18 protein-coding genes are annotated in these 19,895 nt (G+C 69.2%); 9 read left to right on the top strand and 9 right to left on the bottom strand.

All coding sequences use genetic code 11. The annotated features are described in order from the left end of the window. Positions 1–159 precede the first annotated feature (159 nt). The gene (locus ABD172_RS12150) at positions 160–1,644 is read left to right on the top strand and encodes an NtaA/DmoA family FMN-dependent monooxygenase (protein ID WP_344310000.1); all 1,485 of its coding nucleotides are present in this window, start codon (positions 160–162) and stop codon (positions 1,642–1,644) included. Continuing rightward, entirely contained in the window at positions 1,641–2,900 is a 1,260-nt protein-coding gene (locus ABD172_RS12145; RefSeq protein WP_344309998.1) for an acyl-CoA dehydrogenase family protein, read from the top strand. The genes ABD172_RS12150 and ABD172_RS12145 overlap by 4 nt, the downstream gene beginning before the upstream one ends. Before the next feature lie 9 nt (positions 2,901–2,909). Here ABD172_RS12145 and ABD172_RS12140 read toward each other — a convergent pair whose 3' ends face one another. The 3 genes from ABD172_RS12140 to ABD172_RS12130 all read right to left on the bottom strand — a co-directional run bounded on the left by ABD172_RS12140 (position 2,910) and on the right by ABD172_RS12130 (position 4,947). Then, on the bottom strand, positions 2,910–3,338 hold the full coding sequence (locus tag ABD172_RS12140) for an arsenate-mycothiol transferase ArsC (RefSeq protein WP_344309996.1): 429 nt from the start codon (positions 3,336–3,338) through the stop codon (positions 2,910–2,912). Between the two features lie 68 nt (positions 3,339–3,406). After that, positions 3,407–4,453 carry an ACR3 family arsenite efflux transporter gene (arsB, locus tag ABD172_RS12135; RefSeq protein WP_344310032.1) on the bottom strand — a complete coding sequence of 349 codons (1,047 nt, stop codon included), beginning with the start codon at positions 4,451–4,453 and terminating at the stop codon, positions 3,407–3,409. Positions 4,454–4,542: 89 nt separating this feature from the next. After that, complete coding sequence (locus ABD172_RS12130) at positions 4,543–4,947, bottom strand: ArsR/SmtB family transcription factor (RefSeq protein ID WP_344309994.1); 405 nt, start codon at positions 4,945–4,947, stop codon at positions 4,543–4,545. Positions 4,948–5,020: 73 nt separating this feature from the next. Between ABD172_RS12130 and ABD172_RS12125 the strand changes: the two genes are divergently transcribed. Both ABD172_RS12125 and ABD172_RS12120 read left to right on the top strand, forming a co-directional pair. Next, positions 5,021–6,496, top strand: a complete 1,476-nt coding sequence (locus tag ABD172_RS12125) for an FAD-dependent oxidoreductase (protein ID WP_344309992.1) — start codon at positions 5,021–5,023, stop codon at positions 6,494–6,496. After that, entirely contained in the window at positions 6,496–6,939 is a 444-nt protein-coding gene (locus ABD172_RS12120) for an arsenate reductase ArsC (protein WP_344309990.1), read from the top strand. Before ABD172_RS12125 ends, ABD172_RS12120 begins: the two co-directional genes overlap by 1 nt. Positions 6,940–7,000: 61 nt before the next feature. Here ABD172_RS12120 and ABD172_RS12115 read toward each other — a convergent pair whose 3' ends face one another. Both ABD172_RS12115 and ABD172_RS12110 read right to left on the bottom strand, forming a co-directional pair. Further along, on the bottom strand, positions 7,001–7,411 hold the full coding sequence (locus ABD172_RS12115) for a hypothetical protein (protein ID WP_344309988.1): 411 nt from the start codon (positions 7,409–7,411) through the stop codon (positions 7,001–7,003). Between the two features lie 20 nt (positions 7,412–7,431). After that, complete coding sequence (locus ABD172_RS12110; RefSeq protein WP_344309987.1) at positions 7,432–8,919, bottom strand: MFS transporter; 1,488 nt, start codon at positions 8,917–8,919, stop codon at positions 7,432–7,434. 191 nt (positions 8,920–9,110) lie between these two features. Between ABD172_RS12110 and ABD172_RS12105 the strand changes: the two genes are divergently transcribed. Further along, positions 9,111–11,204 carry a RecQ family ATP-dependent DNA helicase gene (locus ABD172_RS12105; protein ID WP_344309986.1) on the top strand — a complete coding sequence of 698 codons (2,094 nt, stop codon included), beginning with the start codon at positions 9,111–9,113 and terminating at the stop codon, positions 11,202–11,204. Between the two features lie 34 nt (positions 11,205–11,238). Here the strand turns inward: ABD172_RS12105 and ABD172_RS12100 are convergent, their stop codons facing one another. Further along, the gene (locus ABD172_RS12100) at positions 11,239–12,066 is read right to left on the bottom strand and encodes a VOC family protein (RefSeq protein ID WP_344309985.1); all 828 of its coding nucleotides are present in this window, start codon (positions 12,064–12,066) and stop codon (positions 11,239–11,241) included. 206 nt (positions 12,067–12,272) lie between these two features. Between ABD172_RS12100 and ABD172_RS12095 the strand changes: the two genes are divergently transcribed. The 4 genes from ABD172_RS12095 (at position 12,273) to ABD172_RS12080 (ending at position 16,323) form a co-directional block, all read left to right on the top strand. Further along, the gene (locus ABD172_RS12095; RefSeq protein ID WP_344309983.1) at positions 12,273–12,554 is read left to right on the top strand and encodes a hypothetical protein; all 282 of its coding nucleotides are present in this window, start codon (positions 12,273–12,275) and stop codon (positions 12,552–12,554) included. Then, the gene (locus ABD172_RS12090; protein WP_344309981.1) at positions 12,551–14,569 is read left to right on the top strand and encodes a M91 family zinc metallopeptidase; all 2,019 of its coding nucleotides are present in this window, start codon (positions 12,551–12,553) and stop codon (positions 14,567–14,569) included. The genes ABD172_RS12095 and ABD172_RS12090 overlap by 4 nt, the downstream gene beginning before the upstream one ends. After that, on the top strand, positions 14,569–15,255 hold the full coding sequence (locus ABD172_RS12085; protein ID WP_344309980.1) for a hypothetical protein: 687 nt from the start codon (positions 14,569–14,571) through the stop codon (positions 15,253–15,255). Before ABD172_RS12090 ends, ABD172_RS12085 begins: the two co-directional genes overlap by 1 nt. A 111-nt stretch (positions 15,256–15,366) precedes the next feature. Further along, complete coding sequence (locus ABD172_RS12080) at positions 15,367–16,323, top strand: DMT family transporter (RefSeq protein ID WP_344309978.1); 957 nt, start codon at positions 15,367–15,369, stop codon at positions 16,321–16,323. A gap of 13 nt (positions 16,324–16,336) precedes the next feature. On the opposite strand, the gene ABD172_RS12075 is transcribed toward ABD172_RS12080, so the two are convergent. The 3 genes from ABD172_RS12075 to ABD172_RS12065 all read right to left on the bottom strand — a co-directional run bounded on the left by ABD172_RS12075 (position 16,337) and on the right by ABD172_RS12065 (position 19,858). Beyond that, positions 16,337–17,311, bottom strand: a complete 975-nt coding sequence (locus ABD172_RS12075) for a hypothetical protein (protein ID WP_344309976.1) — start codon at positions 17,309–17,311, stop codon at positions 16,337–16,339. A gap of 214 nt (positions 17,312–17,525) precedes the next feature. After that, positions 17,526–18,521: a CNNM domain-containing protein gene (locus tag ABD172_RS12070; RefSeq protein WP_344309974.1), complete on the bottom strand. Its 996-nt coding sequence runs from the start codon at positions 18,519–18,521 to the stop codon at positions 17,526–17,528. Further along, the gene (locus tag ABD172_RS12065) at positions 18,518–19,858 is read right to left on the bottom strand and encodes a hemolysin family protein (protein ID WP_344309973.1); all 1,341 of its coding nucleotides are present in this window, start codon (positions 19,856–19,858) and stop codon (positions 18,518–18,520) included. The genes ABD172_RS12070 and ABD172_RS12065 overlap by 4 nt, the downstream gene beginning before the upstream one ends. Positions 19,859–19,895 lie beyond the last annotated feature (37 nt).

Below are 19,895 nucleotides of genomic sequence, written 5' to 3'. Positions count from 1 at the left end.
GGCCGCGCAGGTGTGCGGCGCCTCGGCATCAGTGTGTGCCCCGCGGCAGGCCTGCACAAGAGGGGAAGCGGGAGTCCGCCGTGACTGTTTGTGACACCGCGCGACAGGCATGTGACGCGGGCGGCAATCCGGTCCCGCTCCGAGTGGTTCCGTGGCGACATGTCGACCACTCGTCCCACTCCCGGCTCGCGCGGAGAACGCCCTCGCCTCCTCCTGAGCGCCTTCGTCATGAACACGCCCAACCACATCCTCGGCGGGCACTGGCGCAGGCCCGAGGCCCAGCAGCACCGGTTCAACGAACTCGCACTGTGGACGGACCTCGCGCAGCAGCTCGAGGACGCGCGGTTCGACGCGCTCTTCCTCGCGGACGTCGTCGGGCTCTACGGCGATCACGAGGGCGGGTTCGCCTCCCACGTCCGCCGGGGGCTCCAGGTGCCGGCGAACGACCCGCTCGTCCTCGCCTCGGCGCTCACCGCGGTGACCGAGCACCTCGGCCTCGCGTTCACGAGTTCGGTGATCCAGGCCCACCCCTTCCAGTTCGCCCGGCAGCTCTCCACCCTCGACCACCTCTCCCGGGGGCGGGTCGCGTGGAACATCGTCACGAGTGTCCTCGAGAACGCGCACCGGAACTTCGGTGCGGCGGAACTCGAGAAGCACGACCGCCGCTACGACTGGGCGGAGGAGTACCTCGAGGCCTGCTACAAGCTCTGGGAGGGGTCCTGGGACGAGGGCGCGGTCCTCGCGGACAAGGACTCCGGGCTCTACGGCGACCCGGCGAAGGTCCACAAGGTCCACCACCGCGGTGAGAGGTACTCGATCGACGGCCCGCACCTGAGCGAACCGAGCTCGCAGCGCACGCCCTTCCTCTTCCAGGCAGGCAGCTCTCCGCGCGGACAGGCCTTCGCCGGCACCCACGCCGAGGCCACGTTCCTCTTCGCCCCGAATCCGCAGGTCGCCGCCCGGAACTCCGCCGCCGTGCGCGAGGCCGCCGTTGCCGCCGGTCGAGCACCGGGGGACGTGAAGGTGTTCGCCGGACTGTCCTTCCTCGTCGGCAGCACCGAGGAGGAGGTCGCACGGAAGAAGGCGGAATTCGCCGAGACCCTCGACCTCGACTACATCATCGCCCACGTCGGTGGCGGACTCGGGGTGGACCTCGGTGGCCACGACCTCGACGCGACGCTCGATGACATCGCCGGTGGCACCGCCTCGACCGAGGGCAACCAGGGCCACCTCGCGACCCTGCGGAAGGTGTCCCGCACGGGCAATCCCACCCTCCGGGAGATCGCGGAGTCCCGCGCCTACGGGCAGCAGATCGCCGGCACCCCCGAGCAGATCGCGGACCGGCTCGAGGAGTGGCAGGACGCGGGCATCGACGGCATCAACATCATCAACCACGTGCTCCCCGGCTCGTACACCGACTTCATCGAGGGAGTCCTCCCGGAACTGCGGGCGCGCGGCCTCGCCCAGCGCGAGTACGCACCCGGCACCCTCCGGGAGAAGGTCTTCGGCCGAGGCGCCCGCCTCGGGAGCACACACCCCGCCGCCGCATGGCGCGGGGCCTTCACCGCCGAGGCGGCACGTACATCCGAGGCGACCGGCGCCTCGGCGGAGTCCGCAGCCGAACCCGAAGGAGCCCGGGTATGAGCACGTACGCAGAACTCTCCGCGCGTTTCGCGCCGCTGTTCGCGAAGATCGCGGAAGGTGCCGGGCAACGCGACCGGGACCGGGTCCTGCCGTTCGAGCAGGTCGCACTCCTCGACGAGGCGCGGTTCGGTGCCCTGCGGGTGCCGGAGTCCGCCGGTGGGTACGGGGCGAGCATCGAGACGACGGTCGCCCTTCTCATCGACCTCGCGGCCGCGGACTCGAACGTCGCCCATCTCTACCGTTCGCACCTCGGGTTCACGGAAACCCTTTCGTGGCAGCGGCCGGAGGTCCGCGACGCCTGGTACGCGCGGATCGCCGTCGGGGTGACGGTGGGGAACGCCTCGACGGAGATCGGCGGGAACGCGCTCGGCACGTTGAACACGACCCTCGCACGGACGGCCGACGGTCTCCGTCTCACCGGGAAGAAGTACTACTCGACCGGCACGATCTTCAGCGATTACACGCGGGTGAGCGTGAGCGTCGAGGAACGCCCGGGTGAACGCGGATTCGTGCTCGTGCGGACCGATGCTCCGGGTGTCACGGTCCTCGACGACTGGGACGGATTCGGGCAGCGTCTCACGGGTACGGGGACGACCGTGTTCGAGGACGTCGAGGTGTCCGAGGACGCCGTGCTGCCGCGCGTGGGGAAGTCCCAGGAGGCGATCCACGAGGCCGCGTTCTTCCAGGTCGTGCTCCTCGCGGTGCAGGCCGGGATCGCCCGCGCGGCACGGAACGACACCGCGGCGCTCGTGCGCGGGCGGAAGCGGACCTTCAACACCGGATCCGGCGCACTGTTCCGGGAGGACCCGCTCATCCTCGCAGAGGTCGGCACCATCGCGAGCAAGGCGTTCGCGGCCGAAGCGGCCGTGCTCTCGGCGGCGCGTGCCCTCGATGTGTCACGCGCGGCGTGCGACCGGCACCTGTCGGCGGATCCCGCGGACGTGCCGCAGGAGGCGATCGCGGCGGAACTCGCGGTCGAGGCGGCGCACGTGGTCGTGCCCGACCTCGCGATCTCCGCCGCGGAGAGCCTCTTCCGGTGCAGCGGCGCCTCCGCGACGAGCGCGGGCAAGGGGCTCGATCGGCACTGGCGGAACGCGCAGACCGTCGCGACCCACAACCCGATCCCGTTCCGGGCGCGGTCGCTCGGCGACTACTGGGTCAACGGCACGGTCCCCGAGGGGCTCAACGCGATCGGGGACGCGACACCCTCGACGCAGGCAGGATCGGCCGCCGAGGCGACGCCCGCGGCAGGGTGAGACCCGTCCTCAGGCAGTGAGTTCCGCGAGGAGCTTCTGCACGCGCGCGTCGATGTCGTCACGGACGAGGCGCATGCGTTCGACGCCCTCGATGCCGCGGAGGGAGGGCTCGTCGGTGTCCCAGGTCTCGATCGGGGCCTTCATCCCCTCGACGGGGTCGACCTTCGCCTCGGTGCCGAGGACGACCACCCGGTCGACGGTGCGCAGGAGCTCCGGGTCGATGCCCTTCGGGACACCGGCGGACATGTCGGCACCCGCCTCGGCGATCACCTCGGCGGACAGGGCGTTGATCTTCGAACCGGGATTCGTGCCGGCGGACACGACGTCGACGGCGCCGTGTGCGTGCTTCTTCATGAGTGCCTCGGCCATCTGGGACTTCCCGCCGTTGCGGGAGCACACGAAGAGGACGGTGGGGGTGGAGGACTCGGTCGTGGACATGGGGGCTCCTTCTGGAACGGTGGAGAGATGGTGGAGGCGAGATGACCGGCCGCCGAGGTGGGAGGGGCTCAGCCCCGGCGGGGCACCTCGGGGTCGTGGCGGAAGAGTCGCGGGCCCAGCCACAGGGTGACGTAGACGAGGGCGACGAGGACAGGCACCTCGATGAGCGGGCCGACGACTCCTGCGAGGGCCTGCCCGGAGGTGACGCCGAAGGTGCCGATCGCGACGGCGATCGCGAGTTCGAAGTTGTTGCCCGTCGCGGTGAACGCGACCGCGGTCGACTTCGCGTAGCCGAGCCCGACCGCCCGCGAGGCGAGCAGCCCGACGGCGAACATGACGAAGAAGTACGCGAGGAGCGGGAGTGCGATCCGGACGACGTCCCAGGGCGCGGAGGTGATCGCCTCACCCTGGAGGGAGAACAGGACGACGATCGTGAAGAGCAGTCCGTAGAGCGCCCACGGGCCGATCCGCGGCAGGAACCGCTCCTCGTACCACTGCCGCCCCTTGACCCGTTCCCCGATGACACGGGTGAGGAACCCGGCGACGAGCGGGATGCCGAGGAACACGAGGACGCTCAGGACGATCGACCACAGGGAGAACTCGGCGCTCGTCGTCGGCAGTCCGAGCCATCCCGGAAGGACCTGGAGATAGAACCAGCCGAGGAGCCCGAACGCGAGCACCTGGAAGACGGAGTTGATCGCGACGAGGACGGCGGTCGCCTCCCGGTCACCGCACGCGAGGTCGTTCCACACGAGGACCATCGCGATGCAGCGGGCCAGCCCCACGATGATGAGGCCGGTGCGGAACTCCGGCAGATCCGGCAGGAACAGCCACGCGAGGCCGAACATGAGAGCCGGGCCGACGAGCCAGTTGAGGACGAGCGAGAGGCCCATGAGTTTCCGGTCGGCCGCGATCCGGCGGGTCTCGTCGTAGCGCACCTTCGCGAGGACCGGGTACATCATGACGAGCAGGCCGAGCGCGATCGGCAGGGACACCGAACCGATCGTCACCGCCTCGAGGGCGTGGTTCAGGCCCGGCACGAGGCGCCCGAGCAGCAGGCCGAGCGCCATCGCGAGGAGGATCCACGCCGGCAACCACCGGTCGAGGAAGGACATCTGCGCGACGACGGGTGCGCCGTCGGTGCCGTGCGTGCCGGGGGTGCGGGGCGCCTCGGCGGTGGGATGGCCCGGGGTGCGAGTCGTGCTCACGGTGCGAGGACCTCCGAGATCTCGGTGAGGGCGCCGGGCACGAGCGCGAAGTACGCCCAGGTGCCGCGCTTGGTGCGGGTGAGGAAGCCGGCGTCGGTGAGGACCTTGAGGTGGTGGGACACCGTCGGCTGGCTGAGGTCGACGAGCTCCTGCAGGTCGCACACGCAGGCCTCGGTGCCGGCGGTCGCGGAGATGAGCGAGAGCAGGCGGAGGCGGGTGGGATCCGCGATCGCCTTGAGTTTCTTCGCGAGCACCTCGGCCTCGGCCGCGCCGAGCGGTTCCCGGGTGAGCGGCGCGCAGCAGTCGGCGCCCGCGGGGGCGCAGGTCGGGTCGCAGGAAGGTGCTGCCGGGGTGTCGACGATCGCCGCGGCGGGCGTCGGTGCGGTCTGCGTCGTGGTCATGGGACGAGCGTAAGCGAAATATTGATGACTGTCGATATTGACAGTCATCGATCCGTGGGGAATGCTCGGTGCCATGACGAGCTTCATCGATCTCACCCCCGTCGGCTCCGACGCCCCCGCTTGTGGGCCGGGTTCCGACTCCGCGTGCTGCGACCCCGCCGAGGCGCCCCTGGCTGCCGGCCTCGTCACGGGTCCCGTGGCGCAGCCGGTGGGTACCGGTCGACTCAGTACGCTGCCGGTCGCCGTCATCGGAGCAGGCCCCATCGGACTCGCGGCCGCCGCGCACCTGCACGCCCGGGGCATCGACTTCGTCGTCCTCGAGAAGCGCGACACCCCCGGGGCCGCCGTCGCCGACTGGGGCCACACCCGCCTCTTCTCGCCGTGGGAGCACCTCGTCGATCCGGTGACGAAGGACCTCCTCGAGGCCGCCGGGTGGACCCACCCGAAGGAGAGCCGCGCGCCGTACGGGAAAGAACTCGTCGAGCAGTACGTGACCCCGCTCGCGGAGCTTCCCGTCCTCGCCGCGCACATCCGCACGGGGGTCGAGGTCCTCGCCGTCACCCGTGAGGGCATGGACCGGTCGCGGAGCCGCGGCCGGGCCGAGGCGCCGTTCGTCGTCCGCCTGCGCGGCGCCTCGGGAGAGGTCCGTGACGAGACCTTCCGGGCCGTCATCGACGCGTCAGGGACCTGGGCGAACCCCAATCCGCTCGGCTCGAACGGACTCGAGCCGCTCGGCCTCGATGCGGTGCGCGACCGGATCGTGCCGGCGCTGCCGGACGTCCTCGGGTCGGACCGTGCCCGGTTCGCGGGCAAGCACGTCACGGTCGTCGGTGCCGGGCACTCGGCGGCGAACACGCTCATCGCCCTCGCAGGGCTCGCCCGGTCCGAGGAGGGGACGCGGGTGTCCTGGCTCATCCGCTCCCCGAAGGCCGTGCGGGTGACGACGGCGGAGGACGAGCTCGAGGGCCGCGGCGCGCTCGGCTCGCGTGTCGACGAGCTCGTCGTCTCCGGTCGGATCGACCTCGTGCCGAGCTTCGAGATCGTGGCGGCGGAGGAATCGCCGAGCGGGGGAGTGCGGCTCGTGGGGCGGGACGCCTCGGGAGTGTCCGGCGGTGCGGTCGGTGAGGGCGGTTCCGGTGGAGGGGCTGCCGGCGGTGGTGCTGCCGAGTCGCGCGTCCACGACACCGATGTCGTCGTCGTGTCGACCGGGTTCCGCCCGGACCTCGACATGCTGCGCGAGCTCCGCCTCGATCTCGACGAGGTCGTCGAGGCGCCGCGTGCCCTGGCGGACATGATCGACCCGAACGAGCACTCCTGCGGCACCGTCTCCCCGCACGGGTTCAAGGAACTCGCCCACCCCGAACCGGGGTTCTTCATCGTCGGGATGAAGTCCTACGGACGGGCGCCGACGTTCCTCCTCAAGACCGGCTACGAACAGGTGCGGTCCGTCGTCGCGTGGCTCGCCGGGGACGTCGAGTCCGCGTCCCGCGTCGAACTCGTCCTGCCGGAGACCGGCGTGTGCTCGACCGTCGAAGGAGGGTGCTGCTGATGACTGCTGTGCCCACTCCCCCTTCTGAGGAAACCACCATGCCCACCGTGCTCTTCGTCTGCGTCCACAACGCCGGCCGCTCCCAGATGGCGGCAGGATTCCTCGAACACCTCGCCGGTGATCGGGTGGAGGTGCTCTCGGCCGGCAGCGCACCCAGGGAGTCCGTGAATCCCGACGCCGTCGAGGCGATGGCCGAGGTCGGCATCGACATCGCCTCGAACACCCCGAAGATCCTCACGACCGAGGCGGTCAGCGAGTCCGATGTCGTCATCACGATGGGCTGCGGGGATGCGTGCCCGATCTTCCCGGGCACACGCTACGAGGACTGGGAACTCGACGATCCCGCCGGGCTCGATCCCGCGGGTGTCCGACGGGTGCGTGACGAGATCCGTGCGCGGATCGAGGCGCTGATCGAGGAGATCGTTCCGGTCCCGGGTTCCTGAGTCCCGTTGACCGACTCCGGTCGACAGACTGGCCGTCACAGGAGATTCGTCGAGTGGATGCCTACGAAGAGCGTGTCTCGACGACTTTCCCGTGACTCGAGGGTGCGGGGACTCGTGGGGCGATCTCCCGGCGGTGCCAGAGGCTCCAGAAGAGCAGGAGGGCGAGGCCTGCGAGGCCCGCGGAGAGGGTGTTGGCACCGAGGTACGCGTTCGACTCCCAGGTGTCGTCCTGCGCAGTGACGTCGATGCCCTGCGCGAGGCCCGAGCCCCAGAGGATCCCGCCGACGACGAGGAGCAGGGCGGACACCTCCACGAGGTCGGGCCGGGGCAGCACGAAGCGCTTGAGGGTCTGCGTGACGACCTGGCCGAGCACGATGACACCGACGCCCGCGAATGCGAGGTCGAGTCGGCGGCGGAGCAGCCCGATGAGGGCGACGGGGACTGCACGCTCGGTGGCACGTATACGTGCCATGAGGTGAGCGTAGAGGAGAATCAGTCCTCCGCGTCGACGTCCTTGCCCGTGGGATCCCACGGGATGAGGGCGACGGCGAGGGCGCCGCAGAGCGGGGCGATCGCGATGAGCCAGAAGACGTTCGTCGACATCGCGGTCGAGAGGATCGGGAAGCCGAGGAGCGACACGATCGAGAACAGGCGCTTCGCGGATTCGTTGAAACCGATGCCGACGCCGCGGAGGCGGGTCGGGTAGGAGAGCGTCGCGTAGCTCATGAGGTTCGCGCCGGGTCCGCCCGCCTGGGCGAAGACGAAGAGAGCGAGCATCGCGATCGCGACGAACACGAGGGCGTTCGCGGGCACGCCGACGAGTGCGAGGGTGCCGATCGCGATCGTCTGGAGGACGAATCCGACGAGGGTGATCCGGCGTGCACCGAAACGGTTGACGATCGCGACACCGAGGATGCCGCCGACGGCGCCGAACACGAGGTTGATGACGAGCGAGGACACGATCGTCGTGAGCGCGCCCTGGTGGAACAGCGTCGTGATGATGAGCGGGGTGCCGTACGCGACCGCGTTGTAGCCGAAGGTCGAGAACACGGACACACAGAGGGCGACGATCGTGCGGATGCGGTACTTCGGGGAGAAGAGTTCCGCGATGCCCTTCCACTTCCCGGATTCCTTCTTCTGCACCCGGGAACCGGCGGGCAGGTCGAGTTCGACGTCGAGCCCGTGGTGCGAGCGCATGATGTCGACGGCACCACGGAGGTCGCCCTGGTCGGCGAGCCACTGCGGGGACTCCGCCATGTACTTGCGGCGCACGAGGAGGACGACGATCGCGGGAACGGCTCCGAATCCGACGACGATGCGCCACAGGTAGTCGTGCTGGTCGATCGGCAGGAGGAGGAAGCAGACGAGGACGACGACGTAGCCGAACCCGGTCGCGATGTACCAGGCGGGTGACCACGCATTCACGCGCTGCGACCGGTTGCCCGATCCCCGGAGCTTCGAGAACTCCGCGAGGAACGCCATCGCCACCGGCAGGTCGAGGCCGACGCCGATGCCCATGAGGAAGCGGAAGAAGATGAGCGACCACTCCTCGGGAGCGAGCGCACAGCCGATCGCGGCGACGACGAAGAAGACCATGTCCGCCATGAAGAGCTTGTAGCGGCCGAACCGGTCGACGAGTACGCCGCCGAAGATCGCGCCGACGACGGCGCCGACCATGATCGAGGCGTTCACGAGGCCGGTCATGAACCCGTTCAGACCGAACTGCTCCCGGATCGCGGTGATGCCGAAAGCGAGCGAGGAGAAGTCGTAGGCGTCCATGAAGATGCCGCCGAGGGCGAGGAGGATGATCGCCTTCGACTTCGTGCCGCGGGAGCCGTGGACCGCGAGGATGCGGTTGACGTCGGCGGCGCTGCGGACGACCTCGCGGACGCCGGTGGGGGCTGTGGAGGAGGTGCCGGTGGCGGTGCCTGCGGGCGGGGTGGCTGCCGGCGTGGACGAGGCGTTCATGGGAGTGGTCACCCAGGAATGTTGAGATATATGTCGACAAGGGCCATTGTGCCGCGTCATACGAACGTCGCATGACGTCATACGACGTCACATCCCGGCGGGCGGGTCTGTGTCCGTGGGTCCTCGTAGGGTGGAGTGCGCACATGAGGACCGTGCGCATACGGGACGTGCACAGACGGGTCGAGAGGGAACGGGGTCGGACCATGAACGAACAGCTCCACGAGGCGGCACTCGGGATCCTGCGGGATCTCACCGGGGCACCGGAGGTACAGTTCCATCCCGGGCAGTTCGAGGCGATCGAGGCGCTCGTCGCAGACCGCCGCCGCGCGCTCGTCGTGCAACGCACCGGGTGGGGCAAGTCCGCGGTGTACTTCGTCTCCTCGCTCCTGCTCCGCCGGGCCGGGCGTGGGCCCACCCTCATCGTCTCGCCCCTCCTCGCCCTCATGCGCGATCAGGTGCAGGCGGCCGCCCGCGCCGGCGTGCGTGCCGTGACGATGAACTCCTCGAACGTCACCGAATGGGACTCCGTCGTTGATGCCCTCACCGCCGGTGAGGTCGACGTCCTCCTCATCTCCCCGGAACGGCTCACCAATCCGAGGTTCCGGGAGCGGGTGCTCGAACCGCTCATGGGGCGCCTCGGGATGATCGTCGTCGACGAGGCGCACTGCATCTCCGACTGGGGCCACGACTTCCGGCCGGACTACCGTCGGATCGGGGCGCTCCTCGCCGCTCTGCCGGCAGACATGCCCGTCCTCGCGACGACCGCGACCGCGAACTCCCGGGTCGTCGCCGACGTCGCCGAACAGCTCGGTTCGGACACCCTCGTCATCCGCGGATCGCTCTCCCGGAAGTCCCTGCGCCTCGGCGTCACCCCGGTCATGGACCCGAGTACGCGGATCGGTTGGCTCGTCGAGCACCTCGCGGACTTCACCGGCTCCGGGATCGTCTACACGCTCACGGTGTCCGCGGCCCAGGACGTCGCCCGCGCGTTGCGCTCGGCCGGGTGGGACGTCGCGGCGTACACCGGCGGCACGGACACCGAGGAACGCGAACGGCTCGAGGCGGCGCTCAAGAACAACGAGCTCAAGGCCCTCGTCGCGACCTCCGCCCTCGGCATGGGGTTCGACAAACCGGACCTCGGATTCGTCGTCCACCTCGGGGCGCCCTCGTCGGCCGTTGCGTACTACCAGCAGGTGGGCCGTGCCGGTCGTGGAACCGACTCCGCGGACGTCCTCCTGCTGCCGGGCAACGAGGACCCGGACATCTGGGAGTACTTCGCGACCGCCTCGATGCCGGAGGAGGATGCGGCGGCCGCGGTGCTCGCAACGCTCGACGCCTCCCCGGGGGAGGCCTGGAGCGTGCCGCGCCTCGAGACCGTCGTCGGGGTGAAGCGCTCGAAACTCGATCTCCTCATGAAGACCCTCCAGGTGGACGGCGCCGTCGAGCGTGTGCAGGGCGGGTTCGTCTCCACCGGGCGCGGGTGGGTGTACGACGCCGAGCGGTACGCGAAGGTCGCAGGCGCCCGCAAGGCGGAGGCACAGGCGATGCTCGACTACGAGGCGACGACGGGGTGCCGGATGCGGTACCTCGCCGAACAGCTCGACGATCCGCACGCGGAGGACTGCGGTCGCTGCGACAACTGCGCCGGGGTCTGGTGGCAGGAAGGGGTCTCCGAGGAGAGCCGGGCCGGTGCCCGGTCGTTCCTCGCCTCGGTCGGGATCCCGCTCGAACCCCGTGCCTCCTGGCCCTCCGGTCTGCCGAATATCGGGGTGATGCTCAAGGGAAAGATCGCGACGGAGGAACGTGCCGAGGAGGGTCGGGCGATCGCCCGCTTCACCGACCTCGGTGTCGGGATGCGGTTGCGCGAGTTCCTCGCCCCCGATGCCCCGGACGCTCCCGTGCCCGGGGAGTTCGGGAGGTTCTGCGTCCAGGTGCTCAAGGAGTGGAACTGGGCCGAGCGCCCCACTGCGGTCGTCGGGATGGCGAACCCGCGCAGGCCCACGACGGTGCGGTCGCTCGCGCACGAACTCGCCGGTGCCGGGCGGCTCCTCGACGCCGGTGACCTCGTCCTCCGCCACGAGACCGGGTCCCCGGACGTCAACAGTGCCTTCCGCGTCAAGGACGTCCACGACGCCTTCGTCGTGCCACCGGAGACCGCCGAGGCGATCGCCGGTCGCGTCGTCCTCCTCGTCGACGACATGATCGTGAGCCGGTGGAGCATGACGGCGGCGGCACGCGAACTCCGCAGAGCCGGTGCCGCCGCCGTGCTGCCCTTCGCGCTCGCGCTCCGGGCGTGAGCGCTTCCCGGTCAGCGCTCTCGGTCCGGACCGTTCAGCCGAGCGGTTGGTGGATCTGGAAGGTGCCGCCCTCCGGGTCGACCGCGGAGGCGACACGGCCGAACGGTGAGTCCATCGGCCCGTCGACGATCCTCCCGCCGAGCTCCGTCACCTTCGCACACGCCTCGTCGGCGTTCTCGGTGGTCAGGTAGACCCGCCACCGGGACTGCTCGAACCACTCCTTCGCATCGCACAGGCCCGTGACCGCGGTGTCGCCGGCACCGTGGGTGACGTAGCGCATCTCTCCCTCCGCCGGTTCGGCCCCGCTGCTGTCCGCTGCCGGGTCGCCCTCGCCGTCCGGGCCCATCCAGGCGACGTCCCAGGCGAGGACGTCACGGTAGAAGGGGAGCGCGGCATCGAAATCGGCGCTCATGTTCTCGAACCAGACCGGGGTGCCCGGGGTGAGCGGGAGCGAGAAGCCGGGGTAGGTGCCCCGCTGCCACAGGCCGACCGCCGCGCCGGCCGGGTCGGTGATGACGGTGAAGGTGCCGAGTTCGCCGACGGCCATCGGTGGGAAGAAGGCCGGAGCCCCTGCCGCCTCGGCCGCGGAGACGGTCTTCTCGATGTCGAGCGTTTCGAGGTAGATCATCCAGGAGGTCGGCATCTCCTCGGTGCTCGCCGGGGTGCCGTCCTCGTGCATGGCGGCGGCGAACCCGCCGACGTCGGTGCCGTCCTTGCGGATGAAGTGGTAGTGGCCGAAGTCCTCACCCTGGTCCACGAACTCCCACCCGAAGATCTCGGTGTAGAAGGTCTTCATGGCCTCGGTGTTGTGGCAGGTGTAGTCGATCCAGATGGGTGCGCCCTCGCGGGGTGTTTCCGGCATGACGAGCTCCCTCGCTCATGGAGTGCCCGGACCGTTTCCGGGCGGTGACAGGAACGGTACGGGGGAGGTGCGGGCGTGGGAAGAGGTGGTCTCAAGGTGGGTTGTGTCCGAGCGGGAACACGAACGGCAGTCCCATTCCGGTGATGTTTCCTACCCTTGTACCTGACATATGGGCTGCTGGACGACCGAACTGTGAAGGAGATGCCGTGTCTGTCGACATGAACGTCCCGGAAGTGGCGACGATGGGGAACAACTTCGCGACGTGGGCGACGACCCTGCAACCGGACGTGGCGAACCTCGAGACGACCTCCGAACTCCTCGGTTCGGAGGTCGGGGACATCGCCGGCGCCTCGCAGCTGGCAACGGAGGCGAACGCCGCCCGCGCGGCCGTGGCGACGCTCGGAAACGCCATCACGGAGACCCTCGCAGTGGACTCCGAGTACGTCCTGCTCGCAGCAGCGTTGGCCGAGGAAGCGTTCAACGGATGACGACGATCACACGCGAGGACGTCTGGTCCCTCGAGTCGGACATCGGTGCACTCGACACGGCGATCGCGAAATGGCGGTCCGCTGCGGAGGCGTTCGCCGCCGCGCGCACGAGTGTGGCCGATGGCGCGCAGGGCCGTCACGGCATCTGGAAGGACACCCACGCGACGAGCTTCTTCGAGTACGTCCCCACCCTCACAGGGCTGCTCGACTCCGCAGAAGCGCACGCGAACGCGGCGAAAGGCGCACTCAAGAGCGCACGGACCGAGCTCGAGTCTGCACAGGGGGAACTCGACGGCTGTCTCTCACGGTTGCCGCAGAAGATCACGCACTGGGGCTTCGGCGGTCTGCGGATCTTCTCCTACCCCGATGACGAGGAGGAGAACGCAGACCAGACCGACTATCGCGGGGCGATCGACGACGCCGCCTCACGCGCCGGGCAGATCCGGGAGGACGTGAACTCGGTGCTCTCAGCGGCAGCGACGACGCTCGGGAACGTCGCTTCCGGAGCCACGAACGATGCGACTGCGCTCACGGGGCCGGCGACGTCCGGAACTCCGAAGTGGGATCACCCCGAGTACGTCGAGCTCACCGAACCCGTCCTCCTGAAGACCTCCACCGGGGAGACCGTCATCGTGGGCGGTGCGGGCCCGGGCGACGGCTCTCCCGATGAGTACTACCGCGTGACCGTCGATCCTGAGACGGGAGAGACGATCGTCGAGATCTACACACTGCGCTACGAGGAGCGCCCGGCGCCGACCGAGGACGACCCGAATGCGGTGACCTATGTCGAGTCGATCGACGAAACCGTGCCCCCGACGACGTTCCGTATCCCGGCGGGTGAGGAGGTCGTCGTGAACGCGGGCGGCGGGAACGACCGACTCGAGGTGCCGGAAGGGACGGATGTGTCGATCCGCGTCTTCGGCGGGAGCGGCGATGACGACATCAACACGCGGGGTACCGGGCGGGACGCCGAGGTCTTCGGCGGCGCGGGGAACGACATCGCGGAGACCGGTGCCGGGTGGGACACGGTCTTCGGTGGGGCCGGTGACGACTACGCGGACACCGGAGCCGGGCACGACCGCGCGAGCGGAGGATGGGGCAACGACACGGTGTACGGGGTCGACGGAAACGACGTCCTCTCCGGTGGTGAAGGCGCCGACTACCTCGACGGCGGTCGCGGGAACGACACCGTCTCCGGTGGCGGAGGGAACGACACGATCGGTGGCGGCCTCGACGACGACGATCTGTACGGAAACGGTGGAGACGACGTCATGTACGGCAGCGACGGGGACGACTCCGTCGACGGAGGGACCGGGAACAACACCGCGAACACCGGTGCCGGGGACGAGGTGGAGAACGCCACCCACGTCGTCGTCGAGTACGACCCTTCGCTCGGTCAGGACATCGTGGTGAAGGGATCCCCGGAGTTCGTGGCACGCGTGCAGTCGGATCTCGAGATGATGCGGTCCTCGCCCGCCGGGCACGAACAGATGGGGAATGTGGATCAGAACCTCGAGGATTCCGAGGGGTTCCCGCTGTGGGACTGGAACGGCCGGGACACCTTCGAGATCGTCGAGTATCGCGGGGACGACCACGAGGACTTCTCCGACGGCGACGCGACGTGGGTGGAGGACAACGGAACCGGCGGGTATTCGGAAAGGTCCGTCGGAGGTCGTACCTACGCGATCAACTACAACCCCAACTTCCACACCCTCGACCCCGACGGTTCCGATCCGAGCGGTGAGAACACGACCCCGCCCTTCATCGTCCTGTATCACGAGTACGGGCACGTGAATCAGTTCTCTTCGGGAGAAGCGCCCGGAGGCGAGTACACCCAGGACGACGGTTCGCAGGTACCGCTCATCGAACGTCCGAACGTCGGGCTCGAATGGGACCACGACGGTGATCCGAACACCCCGGAGATCGTGCAGGACGAGTCCACGGGATGGGACTACGACTACACGGAGAACGGGATCCGTGAGGAAATGGGGCGGGACCAACGAGAGAGGTACTGATGACGAAGTTCGACAGGGGCCGCACGGGTGTCATGATCTGCTTGATCGGAAGTGCCCTGGCGTTGAGTGCATGCGGGACCGGGTCACCCTCGGGAGAGCAGAGTCCGGACGAGGACAGCGACATCGCCGGGTACTCACCGGTCGCCGCCGAGGCTCACGGGGCATACGCGGATTTCACGATCGACGCCACAGCCGATGGGGTGGTGATCGATTACACGGTGACGAACGACGGCCCGGACACCGTCATCGTCGTGGACCGTCTGCCACCCGTGCCCACTCTGGAGCAGATCACCGCGGACTCGGTCGACCCGAACCATGTGATCGTCGGGGTCGTCGACGGACGTGCGCGGATCTCCAAGCAGGTCTTCGGGGCGGCGAGTTCGGGCGGCTCCGCCGGGACGCCCAAGGTGGGTGGGACACGCGTGAGCGCCGGTGAGACCCATTCGGGTCGGGTCGAGCTCGCGCCCGAGATCACCATCACCGCGCCGGGTTACGGCGGAGCGGGATATACCGCCGAGGGCATCGACGACGCGACCGAGCTCGAGTTCTGCCTCGGCGTCGTGCCGAACTACGGGGACTCGACGGACCCCCTCGTCGCGGTGCCGATCGGTCATGTCGATCAACAGTTGCTGTGCTCGGACCCGGTGCCGATCCCCTCGACGGTGACGTTCGTTCCGCACCCGTGAGGGGTGCCCCCATGCGCATATCGCTCCGACGGGCGACGACGGTCCATGACGCCTTTCCGGAGTAGATTGTTCCCGCGCACCGGGATTCCTCGAGACAGGTGGATCGGGCACATGACGAGCACAGGCCGGGGCATCGGGATCCTCGCCATCACATTCACATCGCTCCTGTGGGGAACGACCGGAGCGGCCGCGACGTTCGCGTCAGGGGTGAGCCCTCTTGCGATCGGTTCCGCAGCGTTGGGAATCGGCGGACTGCTGCAGGCACTCATCGCGCTCCCGTCGATCGGTCGGGCGCGAGCACAGTTACGACTCCGTCCGGGGCTCGTAGTTGCCGGCGGTCTGTCCGTAGCGGTCTACCCGCTCGCGTTCTACAGCTCGATGCATCTGGCCGGAGTCGCGATCGGGTCAGTGGTGTCCCTCGCTTCGGCACCGCTCGCTGCCGGACTCTTCGAACGTTTCATCGACCGCGTCGAACTCAGCCGGTGGTGGTTGTCCGCTGCCGGACTCGGGGTGGTCGGCAGCGTCGCGTTGTGCGTGGCGAAGGTGGACTCGGAGCCGGGGGAACTCTCGTCGACGCTTGCGGGAATTGCGCTGGGTCTTGTCGCGGGTGCCTCCTATGCCGTCTATTCGTGGGCCGCGCGACGGCTCATCGCCGGTGGAGTTCCTCGCGCAGCGTCGATGGGAGCGGTGTTCGGCCTCGGGGGACTGCTGCTCATGCCGGTCCTTCTCCTGACCGGAGCTCCGTTGCTCGCGTCCGCATCGAACACACTCGTGGCTGTGTACATGGCGCTCGTTCCGATGTTCCTCGGGTACCTGGCCTTCGGTTTCGGTCTCACCCGGGTGTCCGCGGGAACGGCCACGACCATCACGCTCACCGAGCCGGCGATCGCGACAGTGCTCGCGGTCCTCGTCGTGGGTGAACGGTTGAGCGCAGTCGGGTGGACCGGTCTCGCTGTCATCGGCGCCGCGATCCTCGTGCTCGCGTTCGCACCGACGGATCGAGGAGACGCAGGAGAACAGGTCGACGAACGAAGCGAGGGAAAGAAACGCCTCGGCGTTCCGACGTGAAGCGCTTCTGCCGTCAGTTCGCCACCGGCACCGCCTGTGAGGCACCGTCGAGCAGTCGGCCCTCGCTCCGGGGCACCCGCCGCGACCGCAGCCACAGTGTCGCGACGGTCCAGTGCACGAGGCCGAATGCGATCCACCCGTTGACGATCGCCAGGCCGATCGTGGGTACTGCATCGATGCCGGCACTGCCTCCGAACTGCGCTGCCGGCCCCGGGGACACGGCCGACACCATCGGCTCGAGCGAGGCGCCGACGAACCCGACGGCGACTCCTGTCACGAGCGCGCCTGCCCATGCAGTCCGGCCGAGCGGTGCGAACACCGCCCCGAGCGCGATCCGCCACGGGGTCAGCAGGAGAACGAGGACCGCGCACGCATAGGTCGCCGCCAGGAGCAGCGAGAGCCCGGCGGCGAGTGTCGCGTCAGTCTGCACGCGGTACATGGGCACCGCGGTGAAGACGTAGACGCTCAGGAGGAACAGGATGAGCGCGAGGCACGTGACGACGACCGGCGCGCCGGAGCTGCGTTCCGTCCTGCGCGGCACGTCCGCCAGCCCGAGTCCGGTTCCGACGACGAGGAGGCCCGGACCGAGGACCAGCACGCTCGTGAGGGTGCCGGTCGGGAGTGCTCCGGCGACCGCCTCGGCAGAGAGGAACCCGACCACGAGCAGCACCGCGCCGACGGCGGCGCTCGCCACCGACCACGCGCCCCGGCGACCGCGGACGCGCACTGCGCTCCCGGCAGCGACGCCGAGTGTGAGCCAGAACAGCGGCACGAGGGGCCCGGCGACGAAGGTCGCCGCCCATTCGAGGACCACCGCCGAGGCGCCCCACCCACCCGGCACCGCCTCGGCCCCGGAGAACCCGGCCTGCGAGCCCGGCACCGCCGGCACGCCGTGGAGCCCGAGGACGAGAAGGCCGAGTCCGAGGACGAACCCGGACACGGAGATCCCGCGGAGGACGTCGAGGGAGAGGACACGCTGCTCGTTCATGGCGTCCAGTCTTCTCGCGTGCGCACGGATCCGCAGTGGAGTCGTCCGCCGTGCGACCGGGGGTTCTCCCTACCGCGAGTTCCTGCGGCAGGACTGCAGTGATGGGAAGGGCAAGTGCCGATGTGACGCCGAGAACGACGGAGCGGCACCTCCCCCCAAAGGGACGTGCCGGTCCGTCGTGTGTCCCGGAAACCGGACCGCTCAGTCGGTCCCGTCAGGCCGGTAGGATCCGCTTCAGCAGGTCGTCGATCGTCACGACACCGAGGAAGGCGTCGTCCTTCACGACGGTGGCGAGCTGGACCCGTCCGCGTCGCATCCGGGCGAGTGCGTCGTACGCCGAGGTCTCCGGCGCGACGACGAGAGCGTCGCGGGCCACCTCGGTCGCCGAGGTGTCCGGATCGACCGTGAGCGTGTCCCGCACGTGGGCGACCCGGGCGCCCGGCCCCTCGCCGACGAGCACCCGCAGGTGTCCGGTGGCAGCGGCACGCTCCTGGACGTCGGCGACCGTTGCGCTCGTGGTGACCGCGGTGGGCGTCCGCCCGGTGTCGACGATCTCCCCGACCGTGAGCCCACCGAGCTCGATGACCCGGGAGATCGGTTCCGAGTACTGGCTCTCGAGAGTGCCCGCCTCGCTCGAGTGCGCGACGAGCTCCCGGATCGTGTCGATGTCCTGGCCACCGGCGGCGGCCTTCTCCACGGGCTCCACACCGGAGGCCTTCACGAGGCGGTTCGCGATCCGGTTGATCCACAGGAGGAACGGACGCAACGGCCACGTGAGTGCCCGGGCGAGGACCGAGGTCGCCTTCGCCGCGGTCTCCGGGTGCGCGATCGCCCAGGACTTCGGCGCCATCTCGCCGATGACGAGGTGGAGGAACGTGACGACGACGAGCGCGATCATGAACGCGATGACGTCGGCGAGCACGTACGGCAGACCCCACTGCTCGAACACCGGGGCGAGCGCGTAGTCGATCGCGGGTTTCGTGATCGCACCGAGGAGGAACGTGCACGCGGTGATGCCGAGCTGCGCGAACGCGAGCATCACCGTGAGCTCGTTCATCCCGCGCAGGGCCGCGCGGGCGGATGCGCTCCGGTCGGCCTCCTCCTCGAGGCGGTGACGCCGGGCCGCGAGGAGCGCGAACTCGACGATGACGAAGAAGGCACTCGCGACGATGAGGGCCGTCGTGACGATCGTGACCATCCACCAGCTCATCGGTCGGCCTCCTTGTTCTCCACCGGCGTCTCTTCCACCAGGCGCACGGACAGGACGGAGGGGACGAGGCGGGAGACCTCGCGGACCTCCACCTCGAGGGCGCGGGTGATCTCCACGCCGGCGACCGCCTCGGCGGCCTTCTCCGGCAGTTCGATCCGCACCGTGCCGCCGACCGGCACGAGGTCACCGTGCTCGCTCACCGCGAGGCCGGAGATCGTCTCCGCGTCCGTTTCCGGAAGGTCGTGGCCGATGAGGCGCTCGATCTCGTCGAGGTGGACCTCGCCGGGCACCGACCAGTGGTCCTCGCCGAGGCGCACGATCTCGTCGACGACGTGATCGTGCTCGTCCGAGATCTCGCCGATGACCTCCTCCGTGAGGTCCTCGATCGTGAGGACCCCGTCGAAGTTGCCGTACTCGTCGACGACGCACGCGAGTTCGTTCCGCGTCCGCCGCATCTTCTCGAGGGCGTCGGGCAGCTGCATGGTCGTCGGGAGGACGACCGGCTGCCGCATGACCTCGGTGACGGGCACATCGTCCGCGTAACCACCGCGCAGCAGGTCGACGAGTTCGACGACCCCGATGGGGGAGTCCTCGTCGCCGACGACCGGATAACGGGTGTGCCCGACCGCCATGCGGGCCCGGACCTCGCCGACGGTGGTGTCCGGGGACACCGAGTCGGCGCGGGAACGGGGGACCATCGCATGCTCGACGTCGCGCTGCGGGAAGTCGAGGATGCGGTCGATGATCTTCGAGAGGTCGTCGGGCAGGTCACCGGTGGAGCGGGACTCCTCGACGATCGCCTCGAGGTCACTGGCGGTCGCGGCCGCGTCGACGTCCTCGAGCGGCTCGATGCGGACCATACGCAACAGGGCGTTCGCCGCCTTGTCGAACACGGTGATGAGCCACCCGAACACCGCGAGGTAGATACGGGTGGGCAGGACGAGCGCGCGGGCGAGCGGTTCCGGGCTCGCGATCGCGAGGTTCTTCGGATACAGCTCACCGAAGATCATGGTGACGACGGTGGCGAGCACAAGGGCCGCGCCGGTACCGATGAGGACGGACACCCCCTGCGGGATCCCGACGCCACCGAGGAGGGTGCCGATCGAGGCACCGATGAGGGGTTCGGCCACATAGCCGATGAGAAGTCCGGTGACGGTGATGCCGAGCTGGGCGCCCGAGAGCATGAAGGACGTGCGGCGGGTGATGGCGAGAACGCCCTTCGCCCTGCCGTCGCCCTTCTCCGCCTGTGCGGAGATCCGCGAACGGTCCACGGACATATAAGCGAATTCCTGCGCCACGAAGAAGCCGCAGGCCGCGATGATGATGGCTGTCAGCACGATTCCGCCGAGGAGTGTCAGCGTCGCTTCCAGCACG

Origin of the sequence: Brevibacterium samyangense (assembly GCF_039529845.1) — a bacterium.
In the GTDB taxonomy this organism is placed as follows: Bacteria; Actinomycetota; Actinomycetes; order Actinomycetales; family Brevibacteriaceae; genus Brevibacterium; species Brevibacterium samyangense.
This window is presented reverse-complemented; position numbering and strand designations above follow the sequence as displayed.

What these genes read in the sequence shown, in the direction of transcription:
- ABD172_RS12150 (WP_344310000.1), top strand. Translation starts at nt 160, where the DNA reads ATGTCGACCACTCGTCCCACTCCCGGCTCGCGCGGAGAACGCCCTCGC.
- ABD172_RS12115 (WP_344309988.1), bottom strand. Translation starts at nt 7,411, where the DNA reads ATGGCACGTATACGTGCCACCGAGCGTGCAGTCCCCGTCGCCCTCATC.
- arsB (WP_344310032.1), bottom strand. Translation starts at nt 4,453, where the DNA reads ATGTCCTTCCTCGACCGGTGGTTGCCGGCGTGGATCCTCCTCGCGATG.
- ABD172_RS12140 (WP_344309996.1), bottom strand. Translation starts at nt 3,338, where the DNA reads ATGTCCACGACCGAGTCCTCCACCCCCACCGTCCTCTTCGTGTGCTCC.
- ABD172_RS12105 (WP_344309986.1), top strand. Translation starts at nt 9,111, where the DNA reads ATGAACGAACAGCTCCACGAGGCGGCACTCGGGATCCTGCGGGATCTC.
- ABD172_RS12085 (WP_344309980.1), top strand. Translation starts at nt 14,569, where the DNA reads ATGACGAAGTTCGACAGGGGCCGCACGGGTGTCATGATCTGCTTGATC.
- ABD172_RS12070 (WP_344309974.1), bottom strand. Translation starts at nt 18,521, where the DNA reads ATGAGCTGGTGGATGGTCACGATCGTCACGACGGCCCTCATCGTCGCG.
- ABD172_RS12100 (WP_344309985.1), bottom strand. Translation starts at nt 12,066, where the DNA reads ATGCCGGAAACACCCCGCGAGGGCGCACCCATCTGGATCGACTACACC.
- ABD172_RS12090 (WP_344309981.1), top strand. Translation starts at nt 12,551, where the DNA reads ATGACGACGATCACACGCGAGGACGTCTGGTCCCTCGAGTCGGACATC.
- ABD172_RS12125 (WP_344309992.1), top strand. Translation starts at nt 5,021, where the DNA reads ATGACGAGCTTCATCGATCTCACCCCCGTCGGCTCCGACGCCCCCGCT.
- ABD172_RS12130 (WP_344309994.1), bottom strand. Translation starts at nt 4,947, where the DNA reads ATGACCACGACGCAGACCGCACCGACGCCCGCCGCGGCGATCGTCGAC.
- ABD172_RS12080 (WP_344309978.1), top strand. Translation starts at nt 15,367, where the DNA reads ATGACGAGCACAGGCCGGGGCATCGGGATCCTCGCCATCACATTCACA.
- ABD172_RS12075 (WP_344309976.1), bottom strand. Translation starts at nt 17,311, where the DNA reads ATGAACGAGCAGCGTGTCCTCTCCCTCGACGTCCTCCGCGGGATCTCC.
- ABD172_RS12145 (WP_344309998.1), top strand. Translation starts at nt 1,641, where the DNA reads ATGAGCACGTACGCAGAACTCTCCGCGCGTTTCGCGCCGCTGTTCGCG.
- ABD172_RS12120 (WP_344309990.1), top strand. Translation starts at nt 6,496, where the DNA reads ATGACTGCTGTGCCCACTCCCCCTTCTGAGGAAACCACCATGCCCACC.